This is a genomic window from Pseudomonas sp. NPDC090201 (assembly GCF_044746825.1).
Taxonomy (GTDB): Bacteria; Pseudomonadota; Gammaproteobacteria; order Pseudomonadales; family Pseudomonadaceae; genus Aquipseudomonas; species Aquipseudomonas putida_AD.
The window spans coordinates 130,927-156,550 of record NZ_JBIVCX010000004.1 but is presented as its reverse complement, the minus strand read 5'-3'; the positions used below and the strand labels follow the sequence as shown (position 1 = coordinate 156,550).

The window sequence follows — 25,624 nt, the reverse complement described above, 5'->3', positions numbered from 1 at the left end:
TGAGAGACTGTAGTCCTCACCAAAGTAATAATTCTGAAGCTGCGTATTCTAGCGCACGCGCGGTGATGTTCGATGCGCGATCCGTGTCGCGGAATGTCGACGACGCTCAGACAACTCCTTTCCTAAACCTCCCACACATCAGTGAAGATAATCCTGCTGCCACTGCGATGATGGCGGCAGCGACTGGAATCGCAGTAAGCGGGTACCCTGCGGATAGAACGAGGCTGCCCACCCAGGAGCCGAGCGCGACACCCACGTTGAACGCTGAAATGTTTAGGGTCGACACGAGGTTTGGAGCGCTGGCCCCAAAGAGCATGACATTCACCTGCGACACAGGGATGGCTGCAAACGTCGCTGCGCCCCATAGGAACCAGTTGATTTCTGCCAACAAGAGACTCGCACTGGTCCAGCGAAGGGCTGCCGAGACTATGGTGATTGCAACGGCGATTAGAATCAAAGCGCGGCTCAAGTTCCAATCTGCGAGTCGCCCCCCCAGATAGCTTCCGGCCGTCATGCCCAGACCGACCAGAAACAGGCTCCGGGTGATGCCGTCTGCGGTGAGTCCTGTTACGTCCTGCAGCATCGGAGCTATGAACGTGAACAGCGGGAATGCACAGCCAGTGAACAGTGCGGTCGTTCCCAAGGCTGCCCATATGCGTATGTCTTTCAACGCTTGCATTTCAGCGATGAGGTTGGTTTTCTCCTCGGGATCACCCTTTTGGATGAACGCCCATAGTCCGATCAGAGCGACGACTGCAAGGCGCGTAATGACCCAGAAGGGGGTCCGCCAACCGTGCCATTGACCCAGTGCCGTGCCCAAAGGCACACCGGCTATAGTCGCCAGCGTTAGCCCGAGGAACATGGTCGCGATGGCTGTGGCCCTGCGGTGTTCGGGGACAAGGCTTGCTGCCAGCACCGCGCCGATGCCGAAAAACGCGCCCTGGCCCAGAGAGGTGATGATCCGCGCAGAGAGCAGGTAAGCGTAGCCTTCTGCGAGCCCGCACAACGCATTGCCGATGGCGAATAGCGACATCAAGGCGATCAGGGCGCCTTTGCGGGAGAGGCAGGAGGTGAGTAAGGTCATCACAGGCCCACCGAGCGCGATACCCAGCGCATACGCAGTGACCACCCAGCCGGCTTCGGGCACTGTCGTCTGCAAGTCATGGGCGATGTTGGGTAACAGGCCCATGATCACAAATTCGCAAGTTCCTAAGATGAATGTGGCTAATGTGAGAACGAGAACGGCAAGAGGCATTTGGCTGTTCGCCTTTGGTCAACGAGAGTTGCTGTTACGAGAACCCTTTGGCCTGGGCAGGCTAGAGGGCATCAGGTGGTGGGAAAGTGGCGGCGGAGCCCGTGAGGTCATCCCCACGGGCAAGGACAGAATGCGTCAGGCGCCGTAGCCGCCGTCGACTGCAATCCCGGTGCCGGTGATGTGGCCGGCGCCAGGTCCACTTAGAAAGGCCACCAGTGCGGCCACGTCGTCGGTCTTGCCGTATCGGCCAAGGGCGATGCCATCTCGCATTGCCTGGGAGCCCGCGCCGTCAGCGGGGTTCATGTCGGTGTCTGTGGGGCCGGGATGCACGATGTTGACTGTGATATTGCGAACACCCAAATCACGGGCTAGCCCCTTTGTCAGTGCGATCAGTGCTGCTTTGCTCATCGAATAAATACTGAGGTTGGTCATCGGGACACGTTCGGCCAAGACACTCCCCAGGTTGATGATGCGTCCACCCTCGGGCAGGTAAGCGAGGGCGGCCTGGCTGGCCAATACAACTGACTTGATATTGATATTCAACACGCTGTCAAGCGTCTCCAGATCTAGCTCTTCCAGAGGGCCATACTGAAAGATTCCGGCGTTGTTCACCAGAATGTCCAATCCGCCCAATGCCTGTGACGCGAGATCCACCGAACGTTTGACGGCCTCGGGGTCAGCGCTGTCGGCCTGGAATGCATAGGCGTTGCAACCACCCGCCTTGATCTCTGCGACCAGCGCCTGAGCCTTTTCATGGGAGCGTTCGTAGGTGATAGCGACATCAGCGCCTTGTTCAGCAAGAGCCAGCGCAATAGCCTTGCCAATGCCACGACTGGCGCCTGTCACGAGAGCACGTTTTCCCTTTAGGTTGGGCATCTTTATTTCTCCTGAGATTGAAATGGCAGTGTATGAGTCGGATGTAAAAATGTTGGCTGCTTTGCGGTATTGCTCCATAATTCTGTTGGCTGCTTTTCGTCCAGGATTAGAGTGCATAAGCGGTTTCGCCAGTCAGAAAAAATCAATTAATCGGTTATAAATTCTTCGAGGTCTGTAGAGCTAATGGGCGGCCAATTTGTTGGTTATTAAAGTTTAAAAGACGCGGACTAACTAATGATAAAGACGGCGTTTTCACCTGCATTAGTAGAGGGGCGTGTTAGGGCTCAGACTTTTACGCTGATGCCTTTGGCATGGTTTTTTACGATGTTTACTTGCCCGGAGATGGCTGACCTGGCTCCCCGCTGCGAACGCTGAGCCTGAGCAAAATCGTCAAGGTTTTGAAGCACGTGAACTGTCTTAATGTAATCAGGCACCACATGAAAACCATATTCATTGCTTCCTGCTCCGGCGGTACGAAGGCTATGTATCCGGGCGGAAAAAAAGTCCAGCGCATTCATCTTCTGATCAGGATGGGTCTGGTTTCCCATGGCGTCCAGGCTGGTGCCAGCAACGACCATTAGGTTGGCCGTGGTTTTGTCGATCAACCCAAGTGCATATAGATTTTTGCTCACCAAACCCAACTCGGTCGGTGTAATAGCGGACATATCGAACTGCGCAAAGCTTTGTCCCAAACCCATCCTCTCAAGTGCATGGATATCCAGCACTCCTTCTTTCTTTCCAATCTCTCTGGACAATTGAGTTGTCAAAGATGAAGGTATCTTGGACGATAGGCCGGGAATACGGATCGCAACAGCACTGAGTGAAGAGCTAGCGGATGTAGGCATATCGTAATCTCATATGTCTTTGATCGGGCAAAGCGACAACCGGCCAACGGGCCTCAGCAAAATTCGGGGTTGTCCGGTTATGAATACCTGAGACTTTCGTGGGAGGGAGTTCGGTGATCAGAAGCGGGTGGGAAACCTGATTGAGCTTTTGTATTCAGCGCATCGAGCCAGATGTCATGCTGTTCGACAAGTCCCTGAGTGAACCGGTCGGTGGCCCAGATGCCGAGGGTGCTGATCTGCGTTTCATCGGTAATGACCAGGGTTTCGCTATCCGATAGCCGATGCAGATACCAGGTGTGGTAGGCGAGAACGCCGTCTGCCTGGGCCACCCATCCCAATCGACGTTCGATTTCGAAGTCATGAACGGTAGAGGTCAGGCGAAGACCGAAGGTCGTCCAATTGAATACTGAGCCTGGCTGCAGGGTTGGCCCGGGCCAAATTCTGAATTCAACATCCTGCGCATTGGGATACCATTGCGGCCAACTATCTGCGTAAGTCAGCCATGCCCACACCCTGGCCACCGGGGCTGAAATCACTTTAGCGTTACGCGCACAGAGTGGTGCTGTTTCAGGCTTGTAGACCTCCGGCCAGCGGATATCTGCCCGTAGTTCTGCGATCAGTTCATTAAGTGCTGTAGTCGTCATGGTTTGACCTTCAATTCAATTGTGTGTGATGGACTGTATGAGTCGCTCAGAGGCTCAGTGGTCCTGGCCGGAAAATGCGCAACGACGTACTCGCCCAGCTCGTCGAGCATTTCCTCGGCGGGTCGCTTGCCGAACCTGAGGTTCAACATGACGTGGTTGACTCCGACGTCCCTGAGCGCGTCAAGCAGATCGATCAGGTGGTTGCGCCCTAACCGGTAGCCCAGATGAATGGGTTCAGGCGGGCTATCCGGTGAGGCGGTCAAGTCGATGTTCAGTGCATTGCAGAAGGGCTTGAAGATATCGCCGCACTGCTGCCTCACTGCTGCACGCCAACTGTTGATAAAGTTTTTCTGGTGCACGGGCGGTCTTGGGTAGCTGATCCATCCATGGCTGTTGGACGCGATCCAGTCCAGGGATTGGCGACTGTTGCCTGTGATGAGCAGCGGCACCTCTTCGGCGTAGGGCTTGGGAATCATGTCCGCCCCACTCAGGTATCCACCCCTCCATTGCAGGGTTTCGAAACGGGTCTTCTGGGAGCGACGCAATACTTCGACGTACTCGCGAAACAGTTCGCCGCGCTGGTCCGGGTCGATACCGAACGCAGGGAATTCGACCTGCCGGTCGCCTGTGGCGACGCCCAGCAATAATCTGCCGCCGCTCAACTGGTCGACGCTGGTGGCCGACTTGGCCAGGTGCAGCGGATGCCGAATAGGCACGATGCTGGACGCGGTCCCCAAGGCAACATGCTGGGTATGACCGGCGATGTAGCCCAGATAGACCCACGGATCGAAGATCTGCCCCATGTCACCGAATTCAGGATCGAGCAGCGGAATATCGCGTACCCAGAGAGCGGCGAATCCGTGTGCCTCTGCCTTGCGGGCCAATCGGGCCTGGCCCTGCAGGGTCGGTACTCCAAAACCGGAGGCCTCTATCGGGAACACGATGCCCAGGGTGAGGCACCCTGACTCGAAGGTTCGAGCAAAGCCTGGCTGCAAGGTGTACGGGATAGATGATAGCGACAACATGTTCGGTTTCAGTCCTGCATATGAGGTCAGATCAGACCTGATGCAGCGCAGACTAGATTTGCCCAGATACAACTACAAACAATCATTTCTTGTATAAGATACAAAAATGAACAGAGCCTCCCGATTGGGTTTTCGCCAGTTGCGCATCTTTGCCGCGCTGCTCAAGACCCGCAATTTAAGCGTCGTCGCAGACCAGATGGGTCTTACGCAACAAGCCGTCAGTGCCAACCTGACGACGCTGCGGGAGATCTTCGGCGACCCATTGTTTGCCCGCACTGGCAGGGGCGTGATGCCTACTGCGCTTGCGCTTGAGCTCAGGGCCGAGGTTGACGAAATACTGCTGGCGCTGGAGCGACTGGTAGAGCGCGCGCCCTTCGATCCGGCACTGGTGGTGGGCACCTTGAACATCTCCGCGTCCGACTACGCCCATCAGGTGGTGATCGCCCCCAGGCTGGGATTGATCCGACAGCAGGCGCCCCATCTCAAACTCATTCTCAGCGAGATGCAAGTCGATGCCGTGGCCAACAAAATGGCAAGCGGCGAGATAGACTTGGTGCTCTCATTGAACGATTACGTGCCAGAGCATTTCTCGCGTCGCCCACTGTTCGACGAGCACTACCTGTGTGTCGCACCAGAGGGTTCGCCGCTCGCGAAGGGACGCGTTTCCCTCTCCAGATTGGCCCGCCAGCCTCACGTCGTGGTCTCGCCTGCGCGTGCCAATCTGATCGGCTCTGCCGACGGCTGGTTCGAGGCGCAGGGGCTCAAGCGGGAAGTGATTCTGTCGGTGCCGCACTTTCTCCTCGTCGCGCCTATGGTCAAGGCTGCCGATGCGGTGGCGTTCCTGCCTTCGCGCCTGCTGCCCTGTCCGGGGCTGACAACGATCCGGGTCGAGGACGACGCCTATCCGCCAGGCTATGAGCTGATCGCAGCCTGGCATCCACGCTCAGATTCGAACCCGCTGATCAACTGGCTTGTCGATCTGCTCGCCAGCTGAATCCCCGCGCAAACGCGCGGCAATTGTGGCAGCAAACGCCACAATCAGTGTCTGCGCACATCGTTTATCAAACGTCTGACCCCACCCAGAATGGCGCCCCTCGGTTTCCCTGGCTCGTGCACAGGGAACAGCAACAGCTTGAGGTGAGCATCCCTCGCGCTATTCATCAAGGTTCCTGGAGTCAAGACGATGTCATCTAATCGTAAACGGCTGGGCGTTGCCGCCACTGTCTTACTGGTCATTGCGGGTGTTGCAGCGATCGGATCGTCCAAGCACACGGGCGATCCGGCCATCGGGTCGGCCCATGCTGCAGGCCCGGACGCTGAGGCAACGCAAGTCGGTGTGGCCGTTGTGCTATCCCGGCCCGTCACTGAGCGGCAGGAATATTCGGGCAGGCTTGCGGCGATCGACGACATCGCAATTCGACCGCTGGTGTCCGGCACCATCGTCGGCGTGCATTTCAAAGATGCAAGCCTGGTTCGGCGCGGCGATTTGCTCTTCAGCATCGATCCCAAGCCTTACCAGGCCGAAGTGGACCGTGCATCCGGGCTCCTGGCAGCGGCGCAGGCACGCGTGGCTTTCGCCAGTGCCGACGCGGCGCGGGCTGAGCGACTGATTGCGACCAATGCCATTTCCAGAAGGGATCTGGACGAGAAGATCAACGCATTGCATGAAGCTCAGGCCACCGTCAAAACGGCGATGGCTGCGCTGGATTCCGCACGTATCAACCTGGGTTACACCCGGGTGACCGCACCGGTGGCCGGAAGGGTGTCGCGCGCCGAACTGACGCTTGGCAACACCGTTTCCAGCGGGGCATCTGCGCCGCTGTTGACGAATCTGGTGTCCGTGTCGCCGATCTACGCCTCGTTTGATGTCGACGAGCAAACCTACCTGGCTTACCTGTGCTGCTCATCGGGTGCACCGGTACCGGTGTCGCTCGGCCTGGCCAACGAAACTGGTTACTCGCGCCAGGGGGTGATCGATTCGCTGGACAACCAGCTCGACAGCAGGTCGGGGACCATCCGCGTGCGTGCCCGGTTCGACAATGCCGACGGCGCGTTGCTGCCAGGCCTGTATGCGCGCATTCGAGTAAGCGGTGGGCAATCCCATGACAGGGTATTGATCAACGATACGGCGGTCGGCACCGACCAGACCCGCAAATACGTGCTGGTGGTCGATGAACAGGACCGGGCGCAGTACAGGCAGGTGGAGCTGGGCAACCTGCATGACGGTCTGCGCATCGTATTGAGCGGGCTTGAGCCGGGGGAGAAGATCATCGTCAACGGCGTGCAACGCGTACGGCCCCAGGAAAAAGTCAGCGTGCAGCCCGTCGAGATGGCGAACCTGGCACCTTCCACCAAGCCTGCGGCATAGGCATCGGACTCCTTTATGAACATCTCTAGATTCTTTATCGACCGGCCGATCTTCGCCGGCGTGCTTTCGGTGCTCGTCGTCCTCGCTGGGCTTATCGCACTGGCCAGGCTGCCGTCCGCCGAATACCCGGAAGTGGTGCCGCCGTCGGTGCTGGTGCATGCGCAGTACCCAGGTGCCAGTTCCAAAGTCATCGCCGAAACGGTGGCCTCACCCATCGAGGAGCAGATCAACGGGGTGGAGGACATGCTCTACATGCAGTCGCAGGCGACCAGCGACGGCCACATGACCACCACCGTGACCTTCAAGCTGGGGACCAATCCGGACCTTGCTCAGCAACTGGTACAGACCCGAGTGGCGCAGGCACTACCGCGGCTGCCTGAGGAGGTTCAGCGCCTGGGCGTGACTTCGATCAAGTCTTCGCCCACGCTGACCATCGCGGTGAACCTGGTATCCCCCGACCGTCGATACGATCGGGCCTACCTGCGCAATTACCTGCTGATCAACGTGCGTGATCGACTTGCCCGCATCCCTGGCGTCGGCGAAGCCCGCTTGTGGGGCGGTGGCGATTACTCGATGCGCGTCTGGCTGGACCCGCAGAAAATCGCGCGCTTGAATATGACCGCTTCCGAGGTGGTACAGGCCATACGTGAGCAGAACGTCCAGGTAGCGGCGGGCATGGTCGGCGGATCACCCATGGTGAGCAATGTTCCGCAGCAGCTGACCATCGACGCACAAGGGCGGTTGAAAACCGAACAAGAATTTCTCGACATCATTCTTAAGTCTTCGGCTGGCGGTGCGATCACGCGTCTGTCGGACGTCGCGCGGGTCGAGATGGGCGCCGCCGAGTACGGGCTTCGCTCGTTGCTGGACAACGAACAGTCGGCCCAGGTGGTGATCTTCCAGCAGCCGGGTGCCAACTCGCTGCAGATTTCCGCTGACGTGCGCGCCGCGATGGCCGAGCTTCGCGCGGACATGCCCGAAGACATGGATTACCGGATTGCCTATGACCCCAGTCAGTTCGTCCAGGAAAGCATCAACGCGGTGATCATGACCCTGCTGGAAGCCATCGCGCTGGTCGTGCTGGTCGTGATCGTGTTCCTGCAGACATGGCGTGCATCCTTGATTCCCTTGCTGGCGGTCCCGGTCTCGATCATCGGCACCTTCGCGCTCCTGCTTGCCTTCGGTTTCACCATCAATGCGCTGTCGCTTTTCGGCATGGTGCTGGCGATCGGCATCGTCGTCGATGACGCGATCGTCGTGGTCGAGAACGTCGAACGCAACATCGAGGCAGGTCTCTCGCCCCGCGATGCCACTTATAAAGCCATGCAGGAGGTCAGCGGGCCGATCATCGCCATCGCGCTGACGCTGGTTGCGGTGTTCGTGCCGCTGGCGTTCATGTCCGGGCTGACCGGGCAGTTCTATCAACAGTTCGCGATGACAATCGCCATTTCCACGGTCATCTCGGCATTCAACTCGCTGACGCTGTCGCCGGCACTGGCGGCCATTCTGCTCAAGGGCCATGGGGCTCCCAAAGACTGGCTGACCCGAAGCATGGATCGCCTGTTCGGCCGGTTCTTCGACGGCTTCAACCGATTGTTCAACAACGGCTCCCAGGCCTACGGGCGCGGCGTGGGGCGCATGATCAACCGCAAGGTTCTGATGATGGCGTTCTACGCTTTGCTGGCTGCTGGCGCGGTGTACATGGGCAAAGTGGTGCCCGGCGGGTTTGTTCCCCAGCAGGACAAGGACTATGTGTTGGCGGTGGCGCAACTGCCCAACGGCGCATCCATGGAGCGCACCGAACACGTCGTACGCGAGATGGCCGAAATCGCTTTGAAGCTGCCGGGCGTCGAGCGCGCAGTGCAATACCCGGGGATGTCCATCAACGGTTTCACCCACTCCTCGAGTGCAGGGCTGATTTTCATGATTCTTAAGCCATCCCGGCAACGCGGGGAGGGTGAGTCGACCGCCGATATCGTCGCGTCGTTGAACGCCAGCTACGGCAGGATCAAGGAAGCCAGCGTCGCGGCATTTCCGCCACCGCCGGTTCTGGGACTCGGTACTCTGGGCGGCTTCAAGTTGCAACTTGAAGATCGGGGTTCATTGGGCTACGAAGCGTTGAATGCCGCGACCCAAGCCTTCCTGGCCAAGGCGGCCCAGGCGCCCGAACTGGGGCCTGCGTTCTCGACCTTCCAGATCAACGTACCGCAACTCAACGTCGAGCTTGATCGGGTCAAGGCCAAACAGTTGGGTGTTTCCGTGACCGATGTCTTCGAAACCCTGCAGATCTACCTTGGCTCGACCTACATCAATGATTTCAACAAGTTTGGTCGTGTGTATCAGGTCAGGGCTCAGGCTGACGCCCCGTTTCGTGCCACGGCGGCCGATATCGGAGTGTTGAAGACCCGCAATGAAGCCGGGGAAATGGTCCCGCTGTCCTCGTTGGTCAAGGTCACGACCACTTATGGCCCAGAATCGGTGGTGCGCTACAACGGATTTCCTGCAGCCGACATCAACGGTGGGCCGGCGCCGGGTTATTCCTCTGACCAGGCCCAGGCTGCGGTGGAGCGGATCGCCAGCGAGGTACTCCCCCGGGGCATCCGGTTCGAATGGACCGACCTGACCTACCAACAGGTGCTGGTGGGTAATGCATCGCTGTGGGTGTTCCCGATCAGCCTGGTGCTAGTGTTCCTGGTGCTGGCCGCGCTGTACGAAAGCCTCACGCTGCCACTGGCAATTATCCTGATCGTGCCGATGAGCCTGCTGTCGGCGCTGGTCGGGGTGTGGCTAACCAAAGGCGACAACAATATCTTTACCCAGATCGGCTTGATGGTGCTGGTGGGGCTGTCGGTGAAAAACGCCATTCTCATCGTTGAGTTCGCCCGCGAACTGGAGATGCAGGGACGCACCGTTGTCCAGGCGGCAGTGGAGGCAAGCCGGCTTCGCCTGCGGCCCATCCTGATGACATCCATCGCCTTCATCATGGGCGTCGTACCCCTGGTATTTTCCACCGGCGCAGGCGCCGAGATGCGCGCCGCCATGGGTATCGCAGTGTTCTTTGGCATGCTCGGCGTAACCCTGTTCGGCCTGATGTTGACTCCGGTGTTCTACGTGCTTTTGCGAAAACTGTCAGGGGTCGAGCGCCTTGTCGACAAGCACGGCAACCATCCCGAAATTCAAGTGGTTGCCGCAGGCCACCCTCACTCCCATGAACGATCGCCTGTGCGCGAGTCTTCCCATGTGTAATCGCAATAGGTGTGTGCCTGTATGAGAAACCAGTCTTTCAATAAACCGCATCGTAACGCTGTGTGGTTGCTCTCATCGCTTATGCTGGCAGGCTGTGCTCAGTCGCCTGAGTATCTGAAACCCGAGCTTGTGCTTGCGACTTCATTCAAGGAAGGCTCCGCCACGGAGCCTGTCGAGGCCGGGCAGTGGAAGACCGCGCAACCTTCGGACGCGGTCGAGCGAGGACGGTGGTGGGAAGTGTTCGACGACCCTCTGCTGAACCAGCTTGAAGAAGAGGCGCAACGGCAGAACCAGAACCTGCAGGCGGCCGTTGCCCGTCTCAAACAAGCCAGGGCACTGGCGAGGGTCGCGGATGCCGGGCGATTTCCCGACCTGAACGCCGGATTCGGACCGACCCGGCAACGGTTGTCAGCGCAGTCTCAGGCCGATGGCGGCAACGGTCTGCAGCAGACCCTCTGGCGGGCCCAGGTGGGCGCCTCCTACGAAGTCGATATGTTCGGGCGGGTGGCGGCCAGCGTCAGCGCAGCCAATGCCGATACCCAGCGCAGCATCGCGCTGCTGCGTTCGGTGATGCTGAGTGTGCAGGCCGATGTGGCCCAGAACTACTTCGCTTTGCGTCAGTTGGACGCCGAGCTGGCGGTGTTTTCGGAAACGGTGAAACTGCGGGAGCAGGGGCTGGAGCTGATCGAGCATCGATTCGCCCTTGGCGATATCGGAGAGCTGGATGTCGCGCGGGCCCGTGCCGAGTTGGCAACCACTCGGTCAGATGCCATGTCGGCACAACGCCTGCGGGCCGTTGCCGAACACCGTCTGGCGCTGCTGTTAGGCAAGACGCCCGCTCAGTTCTCGCTGGCTGCTCATCCGCTGGAACAGATTCGTGTCGATATCCCGCCGGGGCTGCCCTCTGCCTTGCTGGAGCGTCGCCCCGACATCGCGGCGGCCGAACGCGCGATGGCGGCGGCCAATGCGCGGATCGGCATCGCCAAGGCTGCATTCTTTCCATCATTGACTTTGACTGCGGCCACAGGCTTTGAGTCTGGCTCGATGAGCGACCTGTTCAAATGGAGCAGCCGCACCTTCCTGCTGGGGCCGCTGGTTGGCACTGCCCTGAACACGCCACTGTTCGACGGGGGGCTGCGCAAGGGCAATCTGGCGTATGCCAATGCGGTCTTTGAAGAGGATGTCGCACGGTATCGCGAGCAGGTGTTTCTCGCGTTCCAGGAAGTGGAGGATAACCTTTCAGAGTTGCGAATCCTGCGCGAGCAATCGATGGAGCAGGCTCGGGCTGTGGAGGCGTCCGCCCGCGCATCGACCATTGCGCGCACCCAGTATGATGAGGGGAACGTGATCTATCTATCGGTGCTCGATGCGCAACGAACGGCGTTGCAGTCCCGCAGAGGCGCAGTCCAGCTACAGGGCGGCCAGGCGATAGCGACGGTCAATCTGATCAAGGCCTTGGGAGGAGGGTGGGAAATGCCGGTGCAACCGCTGGCGCAATTGCAGACGGCGCCATAGTGGCTGGCCGCCCACCGGTGGCATCGGTGGGCGGTCATCCATGGCATGTTATCCGGTTGTATCTGATACAAGTAATGATTGTTGGCGCGCTGTCGGGCACCGACAGACAATCAGGCGTCTGATTGCGACGCCGATGATCGGTCGATGTTGAGCGAAGCAGCCTTGGGAGTGTCTATCAGCAGGGCTTCGATAACGCTCAATGCAGGAATCAACACTGTTGCAATCGAATCAGCAAGGGCTGTTGGGCGCATCTTGCGACCGCAGCGCAGGAACAGCGGATCATTGAAAAGCAGCCGTAGCTTCGCAAGGGAATTACTGATCGCAGGTTGGCCCACTTCCAGGCATTTGGCCGTATGGGTCACGCTCCGCTCTCGGTACAGCACAGAAAACATAAGCATCAGGTTGAGGTCGATATTCAGGAAGTTCTGTTCATTGATGGTCATCGGACAGCTCGCCCGAAAGACTCGACGATGTAGCTGTTGAACTCTATGGAAAACACGCTCTCGAGCTTTATCAGTTCAAGGAAATACTCACCCGCGGGATCATGGAAGGAGGCCCTCATTTCAACCACAGTTTTCCAGTGGCCTGTGATGATCCAGAGATGCGGATTGAAGTGACTGCGCACGACATGATGAAGCATGCAGCCAGGTAATCGTTTGACCTTTTCTCCCGCGATTACAAGAGCGCGGCCTAATTCATCGCTTTTTTCGGGCAACGACCGTATGTGTATCGTATTTATAGCCTGCGTCAACATTACGTTTTCCTCGGGGCAGATCACCCGGAGTTTAAGGAGCCCCCTCTTCACGATAAATGATGTAGGTCGATACACATTGTCGCGTTGGGAGCCACAATGATCAGGCGTGGTGATATCTCGCTAGCCGACGTGGTGACATTTACCACCGTCGCTCAGGCTGGCAGTTTTACGCGGGCTGCCGACCGTCTGGGGACGGACAAGTCCAACGTCGGCAAGGCGGTACAACGGCTTGAGAATAGGTTAGGCATTCAGTTGTTTCAGCGTACGACCCGCGCGATACGTCTGACTGATGATGGCGAGACATATCTGGAAGGGGCTCTCGCTGCCCTGGATTGCTTCTATGAAGTGGAGCATTCATTGGCGATTCGCCGCACTGAACCCGTGGGTCGGGTCAAGCTCAATCTTCCGGCCAGTTTCGGCCGTCTGTTGCTTCCTACATTTGTGGCGCTGGGCGAGAGATATCCCAAACTGACACTTGAGTTGGCAGTGACCGACCAAGTATCCGATCCTGTGGCTGAAGGTTGGGATATCGTGGTGCGCATCGGCGAGTTGCCTCCGGACAGCGAGATGACCGTACGCAAGTTATGCGATACGCATTTTGGTCTTTATGCGTCTCCTGATTACATAAAGCGCAACGGACTTCTCACGTCGGTGGAAAACATTGCCCGCCATTCGGCAATCGTGTTCAAGGGACGCAATGGCCGGCTGCGGCCGTGGACGTTGCTAGATGGCGATCAGATCAGGGAAATCAAACCTGATCCAGCAATCATAATGTCTGACACACAGGTCATCATCGATGCAATGGTGCAGGGTCTGGGGGTGGGACAGATCCTGGATCGTATGGCCGAACCCTACGTGCGCGAAGGCACCCTTGTACATCTGCTGGACTGGGCAGACACGCCTGGACTTCCCGTGCATGCTTTGATTCCGCTGGGGCAAAAGATGTCCGCTCGAACCCGGTTGGTGCTCAATCATTTATCAGAACATTTGCAATCGGGGTCAAGATCTTAGTTGCAGCTCGGTGGCAGCTTCTGGCCGATAGCTGACTCTCTACCTAAAACAGGCTCAAAAGTCCCACAGTAAGCGGGCCTACCGAAGGTGAATCTAACCATCTGCAGGTGGTCGCATGTTGTATCTCACACGCAGCCCTCGGAGACGACCATGCTCAGTTATCTGTGGATCGGTGCAAACGATGTCGATGCGTCCGTAGCTTTCTACGATTCACTTCTTCTGCCGTTGGGGTATGAGAAAGACTATTCGCAAGAGGTGAGTAGCTATTCGCTTCCAGATACCATCGATAAGTTGAATGGCCCTGGAACGGTACATGTCGGCAAACCCTTTGATGGTGGGCCGGCCACTGCAGGTAATGGGATGATGCCGGCGTTTCGTGCCAGGTCTTGCGCCGAGGTCGACGCGTTGTATGCTGCCGGCTTGGCTCAGGGAGGAACGGATGAGGGCGCTCCCGGAACTCGAGCTGCCTACACACCAGACTTCTACGTTGCCTACCTCAGAGATCCGACCGGTAACAAGCTTGCTGTGTTTTTCAACGGCTGACAGCCGGGGTGTCGGGCGGTTATCGGGTAAACGCGAAAGGGGAGCGCGACCATCAGTCTCGTTCCCCTTTTTGTGATCAGGCCTGCAGATACACCACGTGGGTATGGGTGTATTCGTACAAGCCGTGCTTGCCGTCAGCGCCGCCAATCCCTGATTTGCGAACCCCTGCGTGGAAGCCTTGCATGGCCTCGAAATTCTCCCGGTTGATGTAGGTCTCGCCGAAATCGATCTCGCGAATCGCGTGCATGGCCTTGCTCAAATCCCGGGTGTACAGGGATGACGTCAGCCCATATTCGCAGTCGTTGGCCAACGCAATGGCTTCATCGAGGTCATCGACGATCTGGATGGGCAGCACTGGTCCGAAGACTTCCTTGCGCATGATCTCCATGTCCGCACGGCAGCCTGCAAGGACTGTGGGTTGGTAGTGAAAGCCCTGGCCGAGGTCTGCGATGTCGCCGCCGGTGATGAGGGATGCGCCTTGCTCCCTGGCTTTCCTGACCTTGGCGGCGACGCTGTCCAGGCCCTGGCGATTGATCAACGGCCCCATCTCGACCGAGGCATCGGCAAGCGGGTCGCCATAACGAGTTGCGGCCATGGCAGCACTGATCTTCTCGATGAACTGATCGGCTACCTGACGCTCCACGTAGACGCGCTCGGCGCAGTTGCAGACCTGGCCGGTGTTGATGATTCGCGAATCCCTGATCGCCTTGACGGCCAGATCCAGGTCAGCATCCGCCAACACGATGGCAGGCGCCTTGCCGCCCAGCTCGAGGTTGAGTTTGGTGATGTTGGGCGCCGCTGCGCTCATGATCCGGGCGCCGGTCTCAACGCTGCCGGTGAAGCTGATCAGGTTGACCTGCTCGTGCGCCGAGAGTGCAGCACCCACTCGTCCGTCGCCGCTGACCACATTGAACACACCAGGCGGAAGGTCGACTTCTGCAACCAGCCGCGCGAACTCGAAGCAGTTGTTGGGGGTTTCTTCACTGGGTTTGATGACGATGGTATTGCCTGTGACCAAGGCCGGCGCCATCTTGCGAGCGATCAGGAAAAACGGGAAGTTCCACGGCAGAATGCCTGCGACGACGCCCAGCGGCTTGCGAAACATGAAGATGTTCTCGCCTGGCCGGTCACTGGTGATGATCTCGCCCTCGATCCGTCGTGCCCACTCAGCCATGTAGTCGAGGTAGTCGGCGGTGAAGTTGACCTCCACTTCAGCAAGGCCCGAGGTCTTGCCTTGCTCCAGGGTGATGGTGCGGGCCAGGTGGGGAACGTTTTCCCGCAGCTTGTTGGCGATCTTGCGCAAATAGCTTGCCCGGTCATTGGCGGGGCGCCGGGCCCAAGCTGATTGCGCGGCCCGGGCAGCGGCCAGGGCACGGTCGACCTGATCTGCATCCGAGGCAGGGACCTTGGCCAACAGGGCGCCGGTCGCCGGGTTCAGCACTTCGAAATGTTCCGAGGCCGATACGAACTGGCCGTTGATGTAGTTCTGATAGACGGGTACTGAGGACATGGTCTGGCTCCTTCCTGATCAATAGGTTCTGGATTCGCTGCGCTGCTCGGTTTCACGGTACCGGGCAAGGTTGGCCAGGGCGGCCTGGCGCATCAGGCTGATGTCGATTGCGACAGCGATGAACTGGCAACCCCAACTCTGATAACGACGAGCGTCCTCTTCGGCCGGGGCCAGGATTCCGCTGACCTTGCCGGCAGCAAGGGTGGCGTCGATCGCCTGCCTGATTTTTTCCTGCACCTCAGGATGGGACGGATTGCCGATGTGACCCAGACCGGTGGACAGGTCGGCCGGGCCGATGAAAACCGCATCCACACCCTCAACCGCTGCGATCTGCGCAACGTTTTCGACGCCGGTGCGTGACTCCACCTGCACGATCAGGCAGAGCTCTTCATGGGCAGTGTCGATGTAGTTGGGAACACCGTCCCAGCGAGTCGCGCGGGTCAATCCACCGCCGACCCCGCGAATGCCATGGGGCGGATAACGCGTCGCCCTGACCAGCGCTTGCGCCTGCTCAGGCGTCTCGACCATCGGAATCATCAGGTTCTGTGTGCCGATATCCAGCAGCTGCTTGATCAGTACCGGGTCGTGTCCGACCGCGCGCACGATGGGGGCGGTGGAGTAGGGGGCCACCGACTGCAACTGGGCCAGGATCGATGGCACGGTATTAGGGGCGTGTTCACCGTCAATCAGCATCCAGTCGTAACCGAAGCTTGCGGTGATTTCTGCGGCGTAGCCTGTGGCGAATCCCGCCCAGATGCCGTACAGCGGCTCGTTTTTGGCCAGCGCAGCCTTGAAAGTATTGCGGGGCAGTTTCATAGCGCAACGTCCTGTGGAATGAGATAGGTCGCGGTGGCGGCCCGCCGACACCTATGGATCGGCGAGCGTTGATCCGGTCAATGCTGGTAAGGGCGGTGCAGCTGGCATTCCGGATTCAAGGTCACGCCAAAGCCCGGCTGATCGAGCTTCGACAGACGCATGCGGCCGTTCTCTGGCACAGGCTCGCCCAGCAGTTGCGGGTGGAACATGGGGACTACCTGATCTGCCTTAGGCGCCATCATCAGGAATTCGGCGAAGGGGCTATTGGTGCGCGTGGCGACGAAATGGTAGCTGTACACCGATGAACCGTGCGGCACGACCATGGCGCTGTGCGCGTCGGCCAGCGCCGAGATCTTGATCAGTTCGGTGATGCCGCCGCACCAGCCGACATCGGGCTGGATGATGTCGCAGCAGCCCATCTCCAGCAGCATGCGAAAGCCCCAGCGGGTTGCCTCATGCTCACCGGTGGTCACCAGCATGCCGGTGGGCACGGCCTTCTTCAGCGCGGCATAACCCCAGTAGTCGTCCGGCGACAGCGCTTCTTCGATCCATTTGAGGCCGAACTCTTGAGCACCGTGGGCCAGCCGCGTGGCGTAGTTGAGGTCCAGGCTCATCCAGCAGTCGAGCATCAGCCAGAAATCCTTGCCGACCCGCTCGCGCATCACGGCCAGCTCTTCAAAATTCTTGCGAAGGCCTTCTTCGCCCTCGGCAGGGCCATGGTGCAGCGGCAACTTGCCACCGATGAAGCCCATCTTCTGCGCCAGATCAGGACGTGCACCGGTGGCATAAAACTGCAGTTCGTCGCGCACTGCACCACCGAGCAATTGGTGTACCGGCTCCTTGCGCACTTTGCCGAGCAAATCCCACAGCGCCAGGTCGATACCCGAGATGGTATTGATGACCAGCCCCTTGCGGCCGTAGTACTGGGAGGCGAAGTACATCTGGTCCCAGATACGCTCGATATCCGTGACCTTGGCGCCCTCCACGAAACGGGCCAGGTGTTTCTCGACGATGTAGGCCGCAGGTTCCCCGCCGGTGGTCACGGCAAAGCCGATGTTGCCCTCCGAATCCTCGACCTCGACGACCAGGGTGCCGAGTACGTTGATGCCGAAACTGCGACGACTCTGGCGATACTCCGGGTATTTGCTCATCGGCGTGGCAATGTGATCGTCGATCCAGTGACCGTCGCCTTGATCGTGATAGTCGGCGCCACCCCCACGAAGGACAAAGGCGCGAACATGTTTGATGGTTGGTGTGGCCATGGTTGATTCCTTTAGATCAGATCTGGAAGGTGGGTTGCTTGTGAGGCGTGGCGACGCGGGGAGGGCGAATGCCCATGACCAGCGCTGCGGAAATCAGGGTGGTGACGGCGAGCAGGTAGAGGCCTGCGGCGGGAGACTGAAACGCGCCTTCAGCCCAGTTCTTCAGGATGGGCGCGATGAAGCCGCCCAGTGCCCCGAAGGAGTTGATCAGGGCGATGGCGCCTGCAGCGGCGGATCCTGCGAGGAAACTCCCCGGGAACGTCCAGAAGACAGGCTGGACTGCAATGAAACCGGACGCGGCGAAGCACAGCGCCAGAATGCCGATCAGCGGGCTTGCGAAGCTGACGGAGGCGGCGATCCCCAGCCCGGAAATCACCAGTGTCAGGGCCGCCACAGTGCGCCGCTGGCCGGTACGGTCGGCGATGGCCGGCACCTTCCAGGCAGCCAGCAGTGCGCACAGCCAGGGCAGGGCGCTGACAAGGCCCACCATCAGCCCGACCTTCGTACCCAAAAGACCTGCCACTTGGCTTGGCAGGTAGAACACCACGCCGTAGACGCTTGCCTGTATCAGCAGATAAATCAGGCACAGGTAGAGCACCGCCGGCTGCATGAGCACCTTGAGCAGGCTGCCGTGGGCTTGTTTGTGGCTGTCCTCGGCATCCAGCACGGCCTGAAGCTGGCTGCGCTCCTGAAGGGTCAACCACTTCGCGTCGCTCGGCCGGTTGTCCAGATAGAAGTAAGCCCAGACGCCCACCGCAGTTGCCATCAGGCCTTCCACTGCGAACAGCCACTGCCAGCCGTGAGTGCCCAACACACCATCGAGCTCAAGCAGCAAACCGGAGAGGGGACTGCCGAAGATGAAGGCCAGCGGAGCGCCGAAGTAGAAGAAACCCATGGCCTTGCCGCGAGCAGCACTGGGGAACCAGTAGGTCAGATACAGGATGACGCCTGGAAAGAAGCCGGCTTCCGCGACCCCCAGCAGGAAGCGCAGTACGTAGAAGCTGGTTTCGGTGTGTGCGAACACCATGGCCGCCGATATCAGGCCCCATGTCACCATGATCCGACACATCCACAACCGGGCGCCGACCCTGTGCATGATCAGGTTGCTGGGGACTTCGAGTAACGCATAGCCGGCAAAGAAGACGCCCGCACCGAAGGCGAATGCAGCGTCGCCGATGCCGGTGTCGGCCTGGAACGCTTGCTTGGCAAAGCCCACGTTGGCCCGGTCCAGGAACGCCATGATGTACATCAGTAAGAGGAACGGCAGGAGCCGCCATGAAACCTTGGCCAGCAGGGATGTGGGGAGAGAGCTCACGTCAGTTTCCTTTTCTTGGAATTATTTGACTGCGTAGGGCTGACTCTACTGCGCGTCAGTGATGCGTGACCAATCGAATTAAGCTTATAGTTGATACCTTGAAGTTATCGATAGGAGTGAGGGTATGAGCGTCGAGCGGTCACCTCAGCAGTTGTTCAGCCGGTTGCGTTACAAGCATCTGCAGATGCTGGTCGTGCTGGGTTCGAGTCTGAATCTGCACCGGGCCTCACTGAGCATGAACATGTCCCAGCCGGCGGCGACACGCATGCTGCAGGAAATCGAGGACATGTTTGATTGCGAGCTCTTCGAGCGCTTGCCTCGGGGAATGCGACCTACGGCGCTGGGGCGCGAACTGTTGCGCTTTGCAGAAGCGGCGCTCAGTGGCCTGGATCGGGCCTCCGCGGACTTGGCTGCGCGCAAGCTGGGCGGATACGGTTACCTGTCGATCGGCACGATCATGGGCGCCGCTCCGGATCTGGTGATGAACGCGGTGGCCGAAATCAAGGCGCTTCATCCTCAACTGCGCATTCGAATCATGGGCGACACCAGCGACCAGGTCGTGCAATTGCTTGAGCAAGGGCGCGTGGACATTGCAGTCACGCGGCGCAGTCCGATCAATGACCGTGAACACTACGAGTTCGAGCCTTTGGGCAACGAGCGGCTGATTGCCGTCGTTCACAGCGGCCATCCTTTGGCCAAACGTCGCAAGCTGCAGTGGAAAGAGTTGGTGACGGACTGGCCATGGATCCTTCAACCCGAAACCAGTCCCGCACGGATCGTCATCGAGCAGGCATTGCAGCGGCTTGAATTGCCAATGCCGGCCGACATCATCGAATGCAGTTCGGTGTATTCGATGCAGCAATTGGTGCAGCTCACGGACGCGCTGATGGTGCTTTCCGAGTCCGCGATGCGTGATTACTTGAAGATGGGGCTGGTCAAGGCGTTGCCGGTAACCCTCGACGCACACATGGCGCCGTTCGGTTTGTTGCGCCGCAAGGATGAGCCGGTGAGTCGCGAGTTGCAGCACTTCATTGACCTGTTGAGAAAGCGTGCCTTTGAGGCGCCTTGAGCAAATCGGTGCTACCGATACCAAACAGGTATCGCTCCTAAACAAAAATCGATTAGTCACGTATCGGATAGCCACCTACAGTCGCACCCAATAACAACAAATCTGGACGGACGCAGCATGACTGCAGAACGTTACACGGGCCCTGTCATCGACAGCCATATCCATTTGTTCGATGCCTTGCGACCTGAAGGAATTCCCTGGCCTGAGCCCGGCCACCCGCTTCACGGTGTCGCCCTCCCGCAAAGCTACTGGGCACTTGCCAGCCAGCAGCAGATCATCGGTGCCATCGTGGTCGAAGCCAGCCCTTGGCGTCTGGACAATACCTGGTTGCTTGAGACCCTGCGCGATAGCCCCAAGATGCTGGGCTTTGTCGGCAACCTGTCGCCCTTCGATGCAACATTTGACGATGACCTCAGCCTTCTTGAATCAGAGCCGTTGTTCCTGGGATTGCGATACGGAAATCTCTGGGACAGGGATTTGCTGGAGGATCAAAGCCGCCCGGGGTTCATCGACGCCATGAAGCGGCTGGCGGCCAGCGGTCGAAGCCTGGACAGCGCCAATCCCGATCCACGCCTGATAAAGGCTTTGCTGCGTCTGAGCGACGCCGTACCCAACCTGCGGATTGTCGTGGACCACCTTCCGAACGCCGTAGTGCCTGAGCAGCAAATGGCGGATTTTCAGCGAGATGTGTTCGCACTGGCCGAACGGCCCAACGTCTTTGCCAAGCTCGCCGAAATTCCCCAGCAGACCGGGCAGGGCGTTGTGAACAATCCTGCCTGGTACCGGGATCGGCTGGCCTATCTCTGGGAAGCCTTCGGTGAGGATCGGTGTTTCTTTGGCAGTGATTGGCCCAACAGTGATTCGATCACCGACTTTGCGAGCACGGTTGATCTGGTCAGGCGTTACATGGCCGACAAGACGGTTGAGGTTCAGGAAAAGTTTTTCCTGCGCAATGTCGCACAGGCCTATTCGCTACCTGATTTGAAGAGGGCGGGATAATGCCGGTCCGCGCCTTTCGCATGAGCCTCAATCCCGGCCGGGCGGAGGAATACCGCAAGCGCCACGACGAGATCTGGCCGGAGTTGATCGACGCTCTGCGTACTGCCGGCGTGCGGGATTATCGAATCTTTCTTGACCCCGAATCGCTGGCGCTGTTCGCCGTGCTGACCCATGACGATGAGCATCTGCTCGATGAGTTACCCCGCCTTGCGGTGATGCAGCGCTGGTGGCAGCACATGCAGTCGATCATGCCCAGTCACCGTGACGCCTCACCCATCACTGTGGATCTGCTGCCCGTGTTCAGCCTGAATCGGGACTGAATACTTTGTCACGCCAATAACAAAAAAAGGGATAGTGAACGTGGAAATCATTCTGCTCGGCGTTTTGTTGCATTTCATTGGAGGATCAGCCTCCGGCAGCTTCTACATTCCGTACAAGAAAGTGCGAGGGTGGAAGTGGGAAAGCTACTGGATCACGGGTGGGCTGGCCTCCTGGCTCATCGTTCCGCTGATCGCCGCCCAACTCACCGTCCCGGGCTTTGTCGACATCCTCCGCGAGGCGGACGGCGTCACGTTGTTCTGGACCTATGTGTTTGGCGTGCTGTGGGGGATCGGCGGACTGACGTTTGGCCTGACCATGCGTTACCTGGGCCTTTCACTCGGCATGTCCCTGGTCATGGGCCTGACCTCCGCCTTGGGGGCTCTGATGCCCGCGCTGTATCGCGATCTGTTCACCGATGCCAAGGCCGGCACGCTCAGCGAAATGGTGACCAGTTCAAGCGGTAACTGGGTGCTCTGGGGCGTTGCCGTCTCCCTGGTGGGAATCGCGCTGTGTGGTCGCGCGGGAGTGCTGAAAGAGCGGGAGGTCAGCGACGAGACCAAATTTGCCAGCATCAGTGAATTCTCACTGAGCAAGGGCGCACTGGTTGCCGTGATCTCCGGCGTGCTGAGCGCCTGCTTCAGTTACGGCATCAGCGCGGGCCGCCCATTAGCAGAAGCTGCGGTGCAACACGGTGCCAACTCGCTGTTCCAGAACAACGTCACGTTCATGGTCATCATGTGGGGCGGGCTTACCACCAACGCCATCTGGTGCTTGTGGCTCAACAAACGCAATAACAGCTTCGGCGACTACGTGAACACGCAGACGCCTCTGCTGCGCAACTACTTGCTGGTGGCGTGCGCAGGAACGCTGTGGTTCCTGCAGTTCTTCTTTTACGGCATGGGTGAGACCAGGCTGCACAACGACGCCAGTTCATGGGTCTTGCACATGTCCTTCATCATCATCGTATCCAACTGCTGGGGGCTGTATTTCCGGGAATGGCAGGGCACCACGGCATCGAACAAAGGTGTACTGGTCTCGGGTATCGCCGTGATCCTGGGCGCCATCGGTATGGTTGGTTATGGCAATTATCTGAGCTGAATCCTGACCGGACTCAGTCTTCGCTATCCAAGGAGTTTTCTATGTTACTGGCAGGCAAAACGGTCATCATCACTGGCGCTTCCCGCGGTATCGGTCGTGCCGCCGCGAAAGAGTGCGCAAGGCAAGGCGCTCGTGTGGTCATCGGGCACAGCGGCAGCGCGCAGGGCACTGAGGCTGCGCGCAGTCTGATCGAAGAAATAGCAGCATTCGATGGGCAAGCCGTCGAAGTGGGCAGCGATGCCGCCGATCCCGATACCGGCGATCGCCTGGTGGCGGGCGCACTCAAGGCTTTCGGCAGCGTCGATGTATTCGTCAACAACGCCGGCATTTGCCCGTTCCATTCATTCCTCGACATGCCGCGCGAGGTCTATCTCAAAACCGTGAACACCAACCTCAACGGTGCCTATTTCGCTGTCCAGGCTGCTGCGAATCAGATGAAGAAACAGGGCAAAGGCGGAGCGATCATTGCGGTCAGCTCCATCAGCGCGCTGGTGGGCGGCGCCATGCAGACTCACTACACGCCAACCAAAGCCGGCCTGCACTCGTTGATGCAGTCCTGCGCCATTGCCTTGGGGCCTTATGGCATTCGTTGTAACTCCGTGCTGCCCGGCACCATTGCGACCGATATCAACAAAGAGGATCTCGCAGACGAGGAAAAGCTGGCCTACATGGAGTCCCGTACGCCACTGGGGCGTCTTGGCGAGCCTGATGACATCGCAGGCCCCATCGTGTTTCTGGCTTCCGACATGGCGAAGTACGTGACGGGGGCATCGCTGTTGGTGGATGGCGGGTTGTTTGTCAATTTGCAGTAGTTTTTGTGCAAGACGCCCGAATTTCACCCCTGGAGAGAGGCTGGCGTGTGAAAAGACGCCCGCCCACAACCGTCACATGACCCAGCGTTTACGGGTTTTCATCGACTGGCTGGCGGAACGCTTTCCAGCGAAGTTGCGCGGAATGGAACAGAGCTGACTCTCACCTGCGCGGTGTAGCAGGGGGATAGCTATTTAGCAGGTAGATAACGTCCACTCAGCCATCCGCGGATATAAAACATGGAACCGCTTTCGCCAGCGTTCGCCTAATGGTCAGCGTGCGGATATTTCCGCAGGCCAAGTGCCAACCTGGCACATTCCGAGAGGTGTAACGTGGCTAAAGACGATAAGAAGAGCAAAGGTGACGCTTCGAAAGCCAGCAAGGATCTGAAGGATAAAAAGGCATCGCCTGCCAAGAAATCCGCTGCGGCTTCTGCGCTTTCAAAATCTTCCGAAAAGAAAGACAAGAAAGCCAGTGAACCGAAGAAATCTGCAAAGAAGGCGGATAGCAAACCAACGAAGACCAAGAAATCCGAAAAATCAGACAAGCCTGCAAAGAAGAGTAAGTGACACCGTAATCAGCCAGGGCTACATGCCCTGGTTTCCAGCTGGCTTCAATTGTTGCTGAAAACTGGCGTTTTCGGAGGCAACAAATGATCAGGCACCGTAGAACCAAGTGATGTCATTTTGATCTTATTCTGGAGTTCGTTGGCTCTCTCAGTTGGCTGCTCTCCAGGAAGTGTTTCGTGGCAAGACGCTTGTTCAAAGTGTGTGTTGTTCTTTGTGTGACCTTACCCTTGTCGGGCTGCGCCTGGTTCTGGAAAGAGCCTCTGACCGGCGCCTACGGGGACGGATATCGCAGTGGATGTGACGCCCGGGAACATGGCTACGGGTATGAGGCACGGGATGCTGATCGCCGAGCGCGTTTTCAGGAGCGTTACTGGGCGGGATGGGGTCGGGGCTTCAACTCCTGTATGTCGCCTTGGGAGAAGGAACGGCAAGAAAAGTTCTTGAACGGCAACGAGAAAAAATACTGCACCAAGCACCAGAAGAAGCGAGGCCATTGCGAGGATTGAACGCCTGGCAGTGGCACCGATCCGTTCTGGTGGGCGAGTTTCTTGAATGCGTAAGCGAACCTGTCCCGAGTATCAGGGAATCAGACGCTCCCTACGCAGTTGGTCAAACACATTGAAGAATGCCTGGTCACTGGCTTGAAACTCCGTGAAGCCCATCGCCCGGCTCTTTGACATATCCGTTACCACTTCGATAGGCCGCCCCAGGTCAGCGTCGGTGTGCCATGGCGAAACCAGGCGATTGATGTCAGATTCTTTCAGTCCGCGCTCGGCGGCAATCTGGCTCCAGATCGCCTGATCATCGGCCATCTGAGACTCAAGTGGCGAAGGGGCAGGGGGATACGCAGCGGGGTGCAGGCCGAAGTAGTCGGCAATCCTCGTCCACATCCATTTCCAACGAAAGATATCGCCGTTGGTGATGTTGAACGCCTGGTTCGCCGCTGCAGGGGTTTGAGCAGCCCAGAGCAGTTGCTTGGCCAACTGCTTCGCATCGGTCATGTCCGTGAGGCTGTCCCACTGGACTCGCGATCCCGGAAATACAAAGGGCCGGCCCGTCTGTTTGCAGATCGTGGCGTAGACGGCCAGGGTGGTCGCCATGTTCATCGCATTGCCGACGGCGACGCCAGTGACGGTGTGTGGGCGGTGCACGCTCCAGGTGAAGCCATCTTTCTTGGCAGCCGAGAACACTTCATCCTCTTGGGCATAGTAGAAATTTTCGACGTCCAGGCGACCTTGCTCTTCACGGAAAGGCGTCTGCGGCAGTGTGCCCTTGCCGTAGGCTTCGAACGGGCCAAGATAGTGCTTGAGCCCCGTCACCAAGGCCACATGGGCAACGCTTTTTGCGGGGCGTATCGCATCCAGGACGTTTCGAACCATCGCGGCGTTGACCCGAATGTTCTCAGCCTCTGTGGCCTGGCGCGACCAGGTCGTGATGAACACATGCGTGGGTTTCAGATCCTGCAGCGCGTGGCGTACGGATTCCGGATCCTGCAGGTCCGCTGCAACAGGTATCACGCCCGAGGCTTGGGACGGGTGGCGGGAGAGGGCCGCAACCTGCCACTGGTTGTCGAGTAGCAGTTGGGTGATAGCGCTGCCGACAATGCCGCTGGCGCCTACAACGAGTGCGAGTTGGGTCATGGGGTTTCTCCTTGAGGTCCATAGCTGACAACCCGCCAGCCGACGAATTCCTTCGTTGAAGCGGCAGATTCCCGTTCGCAGTGGCGGAGCATGCCGGGTCTGGCGTCGCGTTCAAGGGCTTCAATTATATGGG

General features: G+C 58.7%; 24 protein-coding genes. 12 read left to right on the top strand and 12 right to left on the bottom strand.

Annotated features, from left to right (window positions below):
• Positions 1-106 precede the first annotated feature (106 nt).
• From ACIPOO_RS14805 to ACIPOO_RS14785, 5 genes are all read right to left on the bottom strand, one after another.
• The gene (locus ACIPOO_RS14805) at positions 107-1,255 is read right to left on the bottom strand and encodes an MFS transporter (protein ID WP_400608146.1); all 1,149 of its coding nucleotides are present in this window, start codon (positions 1,253-1,255) and stop codon (positions 107-109) included.
• 135 nt (positions 1,256-1,390) lie between these two features.
• Complete coding sequence (locus ACIPOO_RS14800; RefSeq protein WP_400608574.1) at positions 1,391-2,137, bottom strand: SDR family NAD(P)-dependent oxidoreductase; 747 nt, start codon at positions 2,135-2,137, stop codon at positions 1,391-1,393.
• A gap of 278 nt (positions 2,138-2,415) precedes the next feature.
• The gene (locus ACIPOO_RS14795) at positions 2,416-2,856 is read right to left on the bottom strand and encodes a hypothetical protein (RefSeq protein ID WP_400608144.1); all 441 of its coding nucleotides are present in this window, start codon (positions 2,854-2,856) and stop codon (positions 2,416-2,418) included.
• A gap of 197 nt (positions 2,857-3,053) precedes the next feature.
• Positions 3,054-3,620 carry an SRPBCC family protein gene (locus ACIPOO_RS14790; RefSeq protein ID WP_400608142.1) on the bottom strand — a complete coding sequence of 189 codons (567 nt, stop codon included), beginning with the start codon at positions 3,618-3,620 and terminating at the stop codon, positions 3,054-3,056.
• On the bottom strand, positions 3,617-4,645 hold the full coding sequence (locus tag ACIPOO_RS14785; RefSeq protein WP_400608573.1) for an LLM class oxidoreductase: 1,029 nt from the start codon (positions 4,643-4,645) through the stop codon (positions 3,617-3,619). Before ACIPOO_RS14785 ends, ACIPOO_RS14790 begins: the two co-directional genes overlap by 4 nt.
• 106 nt (positions 4,646-4,751) lie before the next feature.
• On the opposite strand from ACIPOO_RS14785, the gene ACIPOO_RS14780 reads away from it, so the two are divergent.
• The 4 genes from ACIPOO_RS14780 to ACIPOO_RS14765 all read left to right on the top strand — a co-directional run bounded on the left by ACIPOO_RS14780 (position 4,752) and on the right by ACIPOO_RS14765 (position 11,774).
• Positions 4,752-5,639: a LysR family transcriptional regulator gene (locus ACIPOO_RS14780; protein ID WP_400608140.1), complete on the top strand. Its 888-nt coding sequence runs from the start codon at positions 4,752-4,754 to the stop codon at positions 5,637-5,639.
• Between the two features lie 189 nt (positions 5,640-5,828).
• A complete protein-coding gene (locus tag ACIPOO_RS14775) occupies positions 5,829-7,013 on the top strand; it encodes an efflux RND transporter periplasmic adaptor subunit (protein ID WP_400608138.1) in 1,185 nt (394 codons plus the stop codon).
• A gap of 15 nt (positions 7,014-7,028) precedes the next feature.
• Positions 7,029-10,259 carry an efflux RND transporter permease subunit gene (locus ACIPOO_RS14770; RefSeq protein WP_400608136.1) on the top strand — a complete coding sequence of 1,077 codons (3,231 nt, stop codon included), beginning with the start codon at positions 7,029-7,031 and terminating at the stop codon, positions 10,257-10,259.
• Positions 10,260-10,280: 21 nt separating this feature from the next.
• Positions 10,281-11,774, top strand: coding sequence for an efflux transporter outer membrane subunit (locus ACIPOO_RS14765; protein WP_400608134.1), 1,494 nt, complete (start codon positions 10,281-10,283; stop codon positions 11,772-11,774).
• 110 nt (positions 11,775-11,884) lie between these two features.
• On the opposite strand, the gene ACIPOO_RS14760 is transcribed toward ACIPOO_RS14765, so the two are convergent.
• Both ACIPOO_RS14760 and ACIPOO_RS14755 read right to left on the bottom strand, forming a co-directional pair.
• Positions 11,885-12,217, bottom strand: a complete 333-nt coding sequence (locus ACIPOO_RS14760; protein WP_400608132.1) for a LysR family transcriptional regulator — start codon at positions 12,215-12,217, stop codon at positions 11,885-11,887.
• Positions 12,214-12,528 carry an antibiotic biosynthesis monooxygenase gene (locus ACIPOO_RS14755; RefSeq protein WP_400608130.1) on the bottom strand — a complete coding sequence of 105 codons (315 nt, stop codon included), beginning with the start codon at positions 12,526-12,528 and terminating at the stop codon, positions 12,214-12,216. Before ACIPOO_RS14755 ends, ACIPOO_RS14760 begins: the two co-directional genes overlap by 4 nt.
• A 96-nt stretch (positions 12,529-12,624) precedes the next feature.
• Between ACIPOO_RS14755 and ACIPOO_RS14750 the strand changes: the two genes are divergently transcribed.
• Together ACIPOO_RS14750 and ACIPOO_RS14745 are read left to right on the top strand one after the other, a co-directional pair.
• Positions 12,625-13,539: a LysR family transcriptional regulator gene (locus ACIPOO_RS14750; RefSeq protein ID WP_400608128.1), complete on the top strand. Its 915-nt coding sequence runs from the start codon at positions 12,625-12,627 to the stop codon at positions 13,537-13,539.
• A gap of 150 nt (positions 13,540-13,689) precedes the next feature.
• A complete protein-coding gene (locus ACIPOO_RS14745; protein WP_400608126.1) occupies positions 13,690-14,082 on the top strand; it encodes a VOC family protein in 393 nt (130 codons plus the stop codon).
• Positions 14,083-14,158: 76 nt separating this feature from the next.
• Here ACIPOO_RS14745 and aldA read toward each other — a convergent pair whose 3' ends face one another.
• From aldA to ACIPOO_RS14725, 4 genes are all read right to left on the bottom strand, one after another.
• Positions 14,159-15,592 carry an aldehyde dehydrogenase gene (gene aldA / locus ACIPOO_RS14740; protein WP_274130469.1) on the bottom strand — a complete coding sequence of 478 codons (1,434 nt, stop codon included), beginning with the start codon at positions 15,590-15,592 and terminating at the stop codon, positions 14,159-14,161.
• 18 nt (positions 15,593-15,610) lie between these two features.
• Positions 15,611-16,408, bottom strand: coding sequence for an HpcH/HpaI aldolase/citrate lyase family protein (locus tag ACIPOO_RS14735; RefSeq protein ID WP_400608123.1), 798 nt, complete (start codon positions 16,406-16,408; stop codon positions 15,611-15,613).
• A 77-nt stretch (positions 16,409-16,485) separates the two neighbouring features.
• Positions 16,486-17,670: an L-rhamnonate dehydratase gene (gene rhmD, locus ACIPOO_RS14730; protein ID WP_400608121.1), complete on the bottom strand. Its 1,185-nt coding sequence runs from the start codon at positions 17,668-17,670 to the stop codon at positions 16,486-16,488.
• Between the two features lie 16 nt (positions 17,671-17,686).
• The gene (locus tag ACIPOO_RS14725; RefSeq protein ID WP_400608119.1) at positions 17,687-18,985 is read right to left on the bottom strand and encodes an MFS transporter; all 1,299 of its coding nucleotides are present in this window, start codon (positions 18,983-18,985) and stop codon (positions 17,687-17,689) included.
• Positions 18,986-19,109: 124 nt separating this feature from the next.
• On the opposite strand from ACIPOO_RS14725, the gene ACIPOO_RS14720 reads away from it, so the two are divergent.
• From ACIPOO_RS14720 to ACIPOO_RS14695, 6 genes are all read left to right on the top strand, one after another.
• Positions 19,110-20,054 (top strand): LysR family transcriptional regulator, encoded by a 945-nt coding sequence (locus tag ACIPOO_RS14720; protein ID WP_400608117.1) that lies wholly within the window; start codon positions 19,110-19,112, stop codon positions 20,052-20,054.
• Between the two features lie 117 nt (positions 20,055-20,171).
• Positions 20,172-21,053, top strand: coding sequence for an amidohydrolase family protein (locus ACIPOO_RS14715; RefSeq protein ID WP_400608114.1), 882 nt, complete (start codon positions 20,172-20,174; stop codon positions 21,051-21,053).
• Positions 21,053-21,373: an L-rhamnose mutarotase gene (rhaM, locus tag ACIPOO_RS14710; protein ID WP_400608111.1), complete on the top strand. Its 321-nt coding sequence runs from the start codon at positions 21,053-21,055 to the stop codon at positions 21,371-21,373. The genes ACIPOO_RS14715 and rhaM overlap by 1 nt, the downstream gene beginning before the upstream one ends.
• Positions 21,374-21,413: 40 nt before the next feature.
• The gene (rhaT, locus tag ACIPOO_RS14705) at positions 21,414-22,472 is read left to right on the top strand and encodes an L-rhamnose/proton symporter RhaT (protein ID WP_400608108.1); all 1,059 of its coding nucleotides are present in this window, start codon (positions 21,414-21,416) and stop codon (positions 22,470-22,472) included.
• A gap of 41 nt (positions 22,473-22,513) precedes the next feature.
• Positions 22,514-23,284 carry an SDR family NAD(P)-dependent oxidoreductase gene (locus ACIPOO_RS14700; protein WP_274130461.1) on the top strand — a complete coding sequence of 257 codons (771 nt, stop codon included), beginning with the start codon at positions 22,514-22,516 and terminating at the stop codon, positions 23,282-23,284.
• Between the two features lie 330 nt (positions 23,285-23,614).
• Entirely contained in the window at positions 23,615-23,851 is a 237-nt protein-coding gene (locus ACIPOO_RS14695; RefSeq protein ID WP_400608104.1) for a hypothetical protein, read from the top strand.
• Between the two features lie 578 nt (positions 23,852-24,429).
• Here ACIPOO_RS14695 and ACIPOO_RS14690 read toward each other — a convergent pair.
• Entirely contained in the window at positions 24,430-25,491 is a 1,062-nt protein-coding gene (locus ACIPOO_RS14690; protein ID WP_400608101.1) for an SDR family oxidoreductase, read from the bottom strand.
• Positions 25,492-25,624 lie beyond the last annotated feature (133 nt).

What these genes read in the sequence shown, in the direction of transcription:
- ACIPOO_RS14700 (WP_274130461.1), top strand. Translation starts at nt 22,514, where the DNA reads ATGTTACTGGCAGGCAAAACGGTCATCATCACTGGCGCTTCCCGCGGT.
- aldA (WP_274130469.1), bottom strand. Translation starts at nt 15,592, where the DNA reads ATGTCCTCAGTACCCGTCTATCAGAACTACATCAACGGCCAGTTCGTA.
- ACIPOO_RS14775 (WP_400608138.1), top strand. Translation starts at nt 5,829, where the DNA reads ATGTCATCTAATCGTAAACGGCTGGGCGTTGCCGCCACTGTCTTACTG.
- ACIPOO_RS14755 (WP_400608130.1), bottom strand. Translation starts at nt 12,528, where the DNA reads ATGTTGACGCAGGCTATAAATACGATACACATACGGTCGTTGCCCGAA.
- ACIPOO_RS14760 (WP_400608132.1), bottom strand. Translation starts at nt 12,217, where the DNA reads ATGACCATCAATGAACAGAACTTCCTGAATATCGACCTCAACCTGATG.
- ACIPOO_RS14805 (WP_400608146.1), bottom strand. Translation starts at nt 1,255, where the DNA reads ATGCCTCTTGCCGTTCTCGTTCTCACATTAGCCACATTCATCTTAGGA.
- ACIPOO_RS14750 (WP_400608128.1), top strand. Translation starts at nt 12,625, where the DNA reads ATGATCAGGCGTGGTGATATCTCGCTAGCCGACGTGGTGACATTTACC.
- ACIPOO_RS14720 (WP_400608117.1), top strand. Translation starts at nt 19,110, where the DNA reads ATGAGCGTCGAGCGGTCACCTCAGCAGTTGTTCAGCCGGTTGCGTTAC.
- ACIPOO_RS14790 (WP_400608142.1), bottom strand. Translation starts at nt 3,620, where the DNA reads ATGACGACTACAGCACTTAATGAACTGATCGCAGAACTACGGGCAGAT.
- ACIPOO_RS14715 (WP_400608114.1), top strand. Translation starts at nt 20,172, where the DNA reads ATGACTGCAGAACGTTACACGGGCCCTGTCATCGACAGCCATATCCAT.
- ACIPOO_RS14780 (WP_400608140.1), top strand. Translation starts at nt 4,752, where the DNA reads ATGAACAGAGCCTCCCGATTGGGTTTTCGCCAGTTGCGCATCTTTGCC.
- ACIPOO_RS14770 (WP_400608136.1), top strand. Translation starts at nt 7,029, where the DNA reads ATGAACATCTCTAGATTCTTTATCGACCGGCCGATCTTCGCCGGCGTG.
- ACIPOO_RS14690 (WP_400608101.1), bottom strand. Translation starts at nt 25,491, where the DNA reads ATGACCCAACTCGCACTCGTTGTAGGCGCCAGCGGCATTGTCGGCAGC.
- ACIPOO_RS14765 (WP_400608134.1), top strand. Translation starts at nt 10,281, where the DNA reads ATGAGAAACCAGTCTTTCAATAAACCGCATCGTAACGCTGTGTGGTTG.
- ACIPOO_RS14735 (WP_400608123.1), bottom strand. Translation starts at nt 16,408, where the DNA reads ATGAAACTGCCCCGCAATACTTTCAAGGCTGCGCTGGCCAAAAACGAG.
- ACIPOO_RS14785 (WP_400608573.1), bottom strand. Translation starts at nt 4,645, where the DNA reads ATGTTGTCGCTATCATCTATCCCGTACACCTTGCAGCCAGGCTTTGCT.
- rhaM (WP_400608111.1), top strand. Translation starts at nt 21,053, where the DNA reads ATGCCGGTCCGCGCCTTTCGCATGAGCCTCAATCCCGGCCGGGCGGAG.
- rhmD (WP_400608121.1), bottom strand. Translation starts at nt 17,670, where the DNA reads ATGGCCACACCAACCATCAAACATGTTCGCGCCTTTGTCCTTCGTGGG.
- ACIPOO_RS14745 (WP_400608126.1), top strand. Translation starts at nt 13,690, where the DNA reads ATGCTCAGTTATCTGTGGATCGGTGCAAACGATGTCGATGCGTCCGTA.